Here is a 7,396-nt window from a genome sequence, read left to right as displayed (position 1 = left end):
TTGGAGCAGCCGCTGCAATTTCTCAAGGGCATTGGCCCCAAGTCGGCGGAGAAACTGGCGCAACTGGGCCTGCACACTGTGCGCGATGCCCTCTACTACTTCCCACGGGATCACCTGGACTATTCCCGCCGCGTGCTCATCCGCCAGGCCAAGGTGGGGGAGACGGTTACCCTGGTGGGGACGGTGAAAAGCTGCAGTTGCTTTACCAGCCCCAAAAACCCCTTGCTGACCATCTTCAACCTCAAGCTTGCCGACAAAAGCGGCGTAGTCACCCTCAGCCGCTTCTACAGCGGGCGGCAATTTGCCCAGCGCAGTTGGCAGGCGGCCCTGGAGCGGCAATACCCCAAGGGGGCAGTGGTGGCGGCCAGCGGTCTGGTGAAAAAGGGCCGCTTGGGCTTGACACTGGAGAACCCGCAACTGGAGGTGCTGGGGGGAGAGGGCGAGGATCTGGAGAGGTTGGGCAAGATCCTACCCGTTTACCCCCTCTCAGAAGGGATCCCCGCCGATCTGGTGCGCAAAGCCGTCCAGCTCGCCCTGCCGGCAGCCGCCTTGGTGGAGGATCCCTTGCCGGAGCCCCTGAAGCGGCAGTTGCAGCTGTTGGACTTGCCCCTTGCCCTGCAGCAGATCCACTTTCCCAAGACGCAAGAGCTGCTGGCCCAGGCCCGGCGGCGGCTGGTGTTCGACGAGTTTTTCTACCTGCAACTTAGCCTCTTGCAGCGGCGGCAGCGCTACCGCGCCCAGGCCCAGGCTGTCCCCCGCTACCAGCCAGCTAGAGGAGAGCTCTTGGACCGCTTCTACCAAATCCTGCCCTTCCAGCTGACCGCTGCCCAGCAGCGGGCCATCGACGAGATCCTGGCGGATCTGCGGGATCCCTTGCCCATGAACCGCCTGCTGCAGGGGGATGTGGGATCCGGCAAAACTGTGGTGGCGGTGGCGGCTTTGCTGGCGGCCATCCAGTCGGGCTGGCAGACGGCCCTCATGGCTCCCACGGAGGTCTTGGCCGAGCAGCACTACCGCAAGCTGGTGGAGTGGCTCAGCCAACTGCAAGTGCCCGTTGAACTCTTGACCGGCTCCACACCCCCCGCCAAGCGGCGCGAGATCCTGCGGCAGTTGCAGACCGGGGAGCTGCCCCTAGTGGTTGGCACCCATGCCCTCATCCAGCCGGCGGTGCAGTTTCGCAACCTGGGCTTGGTGGTTATCGACGAGCAGCACCGCTTTGGCGTCGAACAGCGGGCTGCCCTGCAACAGAAAGGGGATCACCCCGATGTCCTGACCATGACGGCCACCCCCATCCCCCGCACCCTTACCCTGGCCCTGCACGGGGATCTGGATGTTACCCAAATTGACGAGTTGCCCCCGGGGCGCAAGCCGGTGCACACGGTGGTGGCTCGACCGGGGGATCGCCTGCAGGTGGTGCGGCTGATGGAGCGGGAGATTGCCCAGGGGCGGCAGGCCTACGTAGTGCTGCCTTTGATTGAAGAGTCCGAGAAGCTGGATCTCAAGTCCGCCATTGAGGAACACCAGCGCCTGCAGGAGAAGGTCTTCCCCCAGTTCCGGGTGGGCCTGCTGCACGGGCGTCTGACCAGCAGCGAGAAGGACGCCGTCATAGAAGCTTTCCGCCGGCGGGAGCTGGATATCTTGGTTTCCACCACGGTGGTCGAAGTGGGGGTGGATGTGCCCAACGCCTCGGTGATGCTGGTGGAGCATGCTGAGCGCTTTGGCCTCTCCCAGCTCCACCAACTGCGGGGGCGGGTGGGGCGGGGATCCGACCAGGCCTACTGCATCCTGATGACGGGATCCCAAAGCGAAGAGGCCCTGCGCCGGCTAAAAGTCCTGGAGCAGTCCCACGATGGCTTTTTCATTGCCGAGATGGATCTGCGCTTCCGCGGCCCTGGGGAGGTGATGGGCACCCGCCAGTCGGGACTGCCCGATTTTGCTCTGGCCAGCCTCATGGATGACCAAGAGGTGCTGCAGTTGGCCCGCCAGGCAGCAGAGCAGCTCATTGCCCAAGACCCGGAGCTGCAGCAGTGGCCCCGCCTGCGTCGCATACTGGAAGAACGCCAGGCCCGTCTTTTGGGGCCGGCTTTGTTGACTTAACCTTGGTGCCTATGCCCCCTACTCCTGAAGAGCTGACGCTCCACGGCCTCTCCCCCCAGGAATATCACCAGATCCAGCAGCAACTGGGCCGGGATCCCAACCCCACCGAGCTGGGCATGTTTGGGGTGATGTGGTCGGAGCACTGCTGCTACAAGAACTCTCGCCCTCTGCTGAAAAACTTTCCCACTACGGGCGAGCGGGTGGTGGTGGGGCCGGGGGAAAATGCCGGCGTCATAGATTTGGGGGATGGGGACTGGCTGGCCTTTAAGATTGAATCCCACAACCATCCTTCAGCGGTTGAGCCCTTCCAGGGAGCGGCCACCGGCGTGGGAGGCATCCTGCGCGATATCTTTACCCTGGGCGCCCGCCCCATTGCCCTGCTCAACTCCCTGCGCTTTGGGCCGCTGACGGATCCCCGCAACCGCCGCCTCATGGCCAGGGTGGTGGAGGGGATCGCCCACTACGGCAACTGCGTGGGGGTGCCCACGGTGGGGGGGGAAGTGGCCGTGGATCCCTGCTACAGTGGCAACCCCCTGGTCAACGTCATGGCTCTGGGGCTGCTGGAGACGCCGGCGGTGGTGAAATCGGCAGCTCGGGGGGTGGGGAATCCGGTCTTGTACGTGGGCGCCCCCACGGGGCGGGACGGGATCCGCGGGGCCAGCTTTGCCAGCGCCGAGCTCAAGGAGGACTCCCAGCAGGATCGGCCGGCGGTGCAGGTGGGGGATCCCTTTCTGGGCAAATGTCTCATCGAGGCCTGCCTGGAGGCCTTTGCCACGGGAGCCGTGGTGGCCGCCCAGGACATGGGAGCGGCCGGGATCACCTGCTCCACGGCGGAGATGGCCGCCAAAGGCGGCGTAGGGATCCGCTTTGATCTCGACCGGGTGCCGGCGCGGGAAAGCGGCATGGCCGCCTGGGAGTACCTGCTTTCGGAGTCCCAGGAGCGGATGCTGCTGGTGGTGCAAAAAGGTCGCGAAGCGGAGGTGATGGAGATCTTCCACCGCTGGGGCCTGCAGGCCAGCGTGGCCGGAGAAGTCATTGCCGAGCCGCTGGTGGAGATCTGGCACCGCGGAACCTGCGTGGTGCAAGTGCCGGCGCGGGCCTTGGCCGAAGAGACCCCCGTCTACGTCCGCCCGCTGCTGCCAGAGCCACCGGAGTACGTCCAGGCAGCGTGGCAGTGGGATCCCGCCACCCTACCCCCCTGCACTCGCGAAGGGATCCACCTCGATCAGGCAACCCTGACGTGGCAAGAGGTGCTGCTGCGGCTTTTGGCCCGCCCCACCCTGGCCAGCAAAGCCTGGATCTATCGCCAATATGACCACCAGGTGCAAAACAACACTGTCCTTTGGCCGGGGCAGGGAGATGCAGCGGTTATCCGCATCCGCTCGCAAAAGTTTGGCGTCGGCGAGGTGCCACCCCTGCAGGCTGCCCGCAAGGCCATTGCTGCCACCCTAGATGGCAATGGCCGCTGGGTGTATTTGGATCCCTACGAGGGGGCCAAAGCCGCGGTGGCCGAAGCCGCCCGCAACCTCTCCTGCGTGGGGGCGGAGCCCTTGGCTGTAACCGACAACCTCAACTTCGGCAACCCGGAAAACCCGGTGGTGTACTGGCAGTTGGCCCTGGCCTGTCGGGGGATTGGGGAGGCCTGCCGTGCCCTAGGGACACCGGTAACAGGGGGGAACGTTTCCCTCTACAACGAGAAGGGATCCCAGGCCATCTACCCGACCCCCGTTATCGGCATGGTCGGTCTCATTCCGGACTTGAAGTTGGTCTGTGGCCAGGGGTGGCAGCAAGAAAGCGATCTCATCTACCTCTTGGGATCCCAGGCTGTTACCAGTCTGGGCGGCAGCGAGTATTTGGCGGCAATCTACCACAAGGTCACGGGTCGGCCTGCCCCCGTGGATCTGGAGCTGGAAAAGCGCGTGCAAGCCGCCTGCCGCCACGGCATCCGGCAGGGGTGGGTGCGCTCCGCCCACGACTGTAGCGAGGGAGGACTGGCCGTGGCTCTGGCGGAAGCCTGCCTCAGCGGGGGCCGCGGTGCCAGTGTCTCTCTGGCTCCCGGATCCCTGCGCTGGGATCAGGCCCTGTTTGGCGAGGGATCCAGCCGCATCCTCGTTTCTGTCAATCCAGCCCAGCGCTCTCCTTGGGAAGCCTACTTAGAGTCCCAGCTCCCCGGCCAGTGGCAACTGCTGGGACAAGTGGGATCCCCTGCCGATCCCTTGGCCTTGACGACGGCAGAAGGGGATCCCCTGTTGTCGGTCTCTTTGGCCGCCCTGCAGGCCGCCTACCACAACACCTAGCTCCCCTCTCCCTTGGGGAGAGGGGCTGGGGGTGAGGGCAGCTCCCTCTGGGAGAGGGGCTGGGGGTGAGGGGGACTACCTCAAGCTGATCTTGCTTCAGACAAATTGGCCTGGATCACCTCTCGGTAGTGGGACTTGGGCTTAACGCCCACCACCTGCGCCACCAGCTCCTTGTTTTTGAAAAACTGCACCGTCGGCGTGCAAGCTACCCCGCCTGCCTCGGCAATCTCCGGATCCTTCTCGATGTCGATCTCCACCACGTGCAGCTTGTCGGCAAACTCTTCGATGACCTTGTTCAAGATTGGCCTGAGGGCATGACAAGGGGCACAGGTGGGAGCGGTGTACTTGACCATCAGCAGGCGATTGCTTTCGTGGTAGAGCCGCCGCAGGGCATAGCTCCCTTCATGGCAGGTCTTGCTGAAATCCAGATCCTCGTGGCCGTTCTCCGCAAAGCTGGCTTCCTCAACCGCAGATTCCTCCGCCAACTCTGCCTCAGGCGGGGCGGCAGCAGAGCTGGGTTTAGGATGGCTCTGGGGCAAGACGTGATACTCCTGAGCCAGGCCGTGTTCCGAGAGCCAGCGCTCCGCTAACATGGCCGCCATACAGCCGGTGCCGGCAGCGGTGATGGCCTGGCGAAACTCGTGATCCTGCACATCCCCGGCGGCAAACACGCCCTCTACACTGGTGGCTACCGATCCTGGGCGGGTGACAATGTAGCCCACTTCATCCAGCTCCAGTTGCCCCGTGAACAAGTCAGTGTTGGGCTTGTGGCCGATGGCGTAGAACAGGCCGCCCACCGCCATCTCCCGGATCTCGCCCGTCTGGTTGTTGCGCACCTTCACCCCGGTCAGGCGCTGGCCGTCGCCCAGGACTTCCACCGCCTCGGTGTGCCAGTGCACCGTAATCTTGGGGTGGTTGAGCACCCGGTCTTGCATGGCCTTGCTGGCCCGCATCTTGCCACTGCGCACCAGCATGTGGATATGGGATCCAAACTTGGTCAGGTAGGTGGCCTCCTCACAGGCGGTATCGCCACCGCCGATCACCACCAACTCCACCCCCTTGAACATGGGCATGGCCCCATCGCAGACGGCGCAGGCGGACATGCCGCGGTTCCAGTAGGTCTCCTCCCCGGGCAGGTGCAGGCGCTTGGCCGTGGCCCCGGTGGCGATGATCAAGCTGTGGGTGCGCACTTCCCGCTCGTCAGAACGGACGACAAAAGGCCGCTGGCTCAGATCCACAAAGGTGACATCCTCGGGGTAGAGCTCCGCCCCCCACCGCTGTGCCTGGGCCCGCATGTTTTTCATCAGTTGGGGGCCGCTGATGCCCTCGGGAAAGCCCGGAAAGTTCTCCACCTCGGTGGTGGTCATCAGTTGCCCACCCGGGATCCCGCCCGCCTGGAAGCCCTCAAACACAACTGGCTTCAGGTTGGCGCGCCCGGCGTAAATGGCCGCCGTAAACCCAGCAGGGCCAGAACCGATAATCACCACATTCTCAATCCGACTTTGCTCTGTCATCCGCTCTCTCTCCTTCTGCAACAGGGATATTACATCAAACTCATAATGACTACGCTTTAGCCTAACACGATTCGGCGAACTGGGCGAGGCTGGGGCTCGTCAGTCCTATTTTCGCTCCCTTGGGGCAGCCGAGGCATTGGCCTATCTAGAACGCAGGTGTGGACTGCTGGCGGGCCTAATCCTGAGCTGGCGGCAAGAGGTCTTGCCCAGGTTGTCTCATCAGTTGGGCAGAAGGCCAGAGCCGGGCCAGTTTTGTATCAGAAGCTACAAAATGCCGGTGTTGGCCTTTCTAGGATGGGTGAGCGCTTTTGGCCCATCCAAGTCGAGGCGCGGGGATCATCCGCTGGGATCCCATTTGTTTCAGCCACAATTTCCCCAGTCTTAACTGCAACCCAATCAGGAGAGAGCGATGGCATCCACGCCCCAAGAAGTGCTTCAGATGATCCAGGACAACAATGTCCAGATGGTGGATCTCAAGTTTGTCGATATCTTCGGCACCTGGCAGCATGTCTCCTTCCACACCTCGATGATTAAGGAAGAAACCTTCACCGAGGGGCTCCCCTTCGATGGATCCAGCATCCGGGGCTGGAAAGCAATCAACGAGTCGGACATGTACATGGTGCCGGATCCCAAGACGGCCTGGATCGATCCCTTTCTCGAGGTGCCCACCCTCAGCATGACTTGCAGCATCGTTGAGCCGCGCACTGGCCAGCCTTACAGCCGCTGTCCCCGCAGCCTTGCTGCCCGTGCCGTCGCCTATCTGCGATCGACAGGCATTGCCGATACCGCCTACTTCGGGCCGGAGGCGGAATTTTTCATTTTTGAGGATATTCGTTTCGACCAAACTCAAAACTCGGCCTACTACTTTGTGGATTCCATTGAAGGTCGCTGGAACTCAGGCCGTGAGGAGAAAGGTGGCAACCTCGGCTACAAGCCTCGCTACAAGGAGGGCTATTTCCCCGTTCCGCCCACCGATGCGCACCAAAATATCCGCACAGAGATGCTGCTGACCATGGGCAAATTGGGGGTGCCCATCGAGAAGCATCACCACGAGGTGGCGACCGGCGGGCAAGGGGAGTTGGGCTATCGCTTCGCCGATCTGGTCACCGCTGCCGACTACATGATGGTCTACAAATATGTGATCCGGAACGTGGCCCGCAAGCACGGCAAGACGGTGACGTTTATGCCCAAGCCCCTGTTTAACGACAACGGCACCGGCATGCACACCCACCAGTCCCTCTGGAAGGATGGTCAGCCCTTGTTCTACAGCGAAGGCACCTACGCCAACCTGAGCGAGACAGCTCTCTACTACATCGGCGGCCTGCTCAAGCATGCTCCGGCGATCTTGGCTTTCACCAACCCCACCACCAACTCCTACAAACGCTTGGTGCCCGGGTTTGAGGCGCCAGTCAACTTGGCCTACTCGCAGGGCAACCGCTCGGCCTCCATTCGCATTCCGGTGACCGGCAACAATCCCAAAGCCAAGCG

Annotated in this window: 4 protein-coding genes; 3 read left to right on the top strand and 1 reads right to left on the bottom strand. The window is 62.9% G+C overall.

Annotation, left to right across the window (positions count from 1 at the left end):
• Together recG and purL are read left to right on the top strand one after the other, a co-directional pair.
• The coding region (gene recG / locus NW857_RS10860; protein ID WP_414368927.1) for an ATP-dependent DNA helicase RecG at positions 1–2,097 on the top strand (2,097 nt) is incomplete at its 5' end.
• An 11-nt stretch (positions 2,098–2,108) separates the two neighbouring features.
• The gene (gene purL / locus NW857_RS10855) at positions 2,109–4,394 is read left to right on the top strand and encodes a phosphoribosylformylglycinamidine synthase subunit PurL (RefSeq protein ID WP_414368926.1); all 2,286 of its coding nucleotides are present in this window, start codon (positions 2,109–2,111) and stop codon (positions 4,392–4,394) included.
• 80 nt (positions 4,395–4,474) lie between these two features.
• Here the strand turns inward: purL and trxB are convergent, their stop codons facing one another.
• On the bottom strand, positions 4,475–5,908 hold the full coding sequence (gene trxB, locus NW857_RS10850) for a thioredoxin-disulfide reductase (protein ID WP_414332955.1): 1,434 nt from the start codon (positions 5,906–5,908) through the stop codon (positions 4,475–4,477).
• A gap of 409 nt (positions 5,909–6,317) precedes the next feature.
• On the opposite strand from trxB, the gene glnA reads away from it, so the two are divergent.
• Positions 6,318–7,396: type I glutamate--ammonia ligase (gene glnA, locus NW857_RS10845; RefSeq protein ID WP_414368924.1), on the top strand; the 1,079-nt coding region annotated here is incomplete at its 3' end.

Source organism: Synechococcus sp. H55.9 (assembly GCF_047462355.1).
GTDB lineage: Bacteria > Cyanobacteriota > Cyanobacteriia > Thermostichales > Thermostichaceae > Thermostichus.
This window is presented reverse-complemented; position numbering and strand designations above follow the sequence as displayed.

Coding starts and splice junctions, on each gene's coding strand:
- purL (WP_414368926.1), top strand. CDS start 2,109: ATGCCCCCTACTCCTGAAGAGCTGACGCTCCACGGCCTCTCCCCCCAG.
- trxB (WP_414332955.1), bottom strand. CDS start 5,908: ATGACAGAGCAAAGTCGGATTGAGAATGTGGTGATTATCGGTTCTGGC.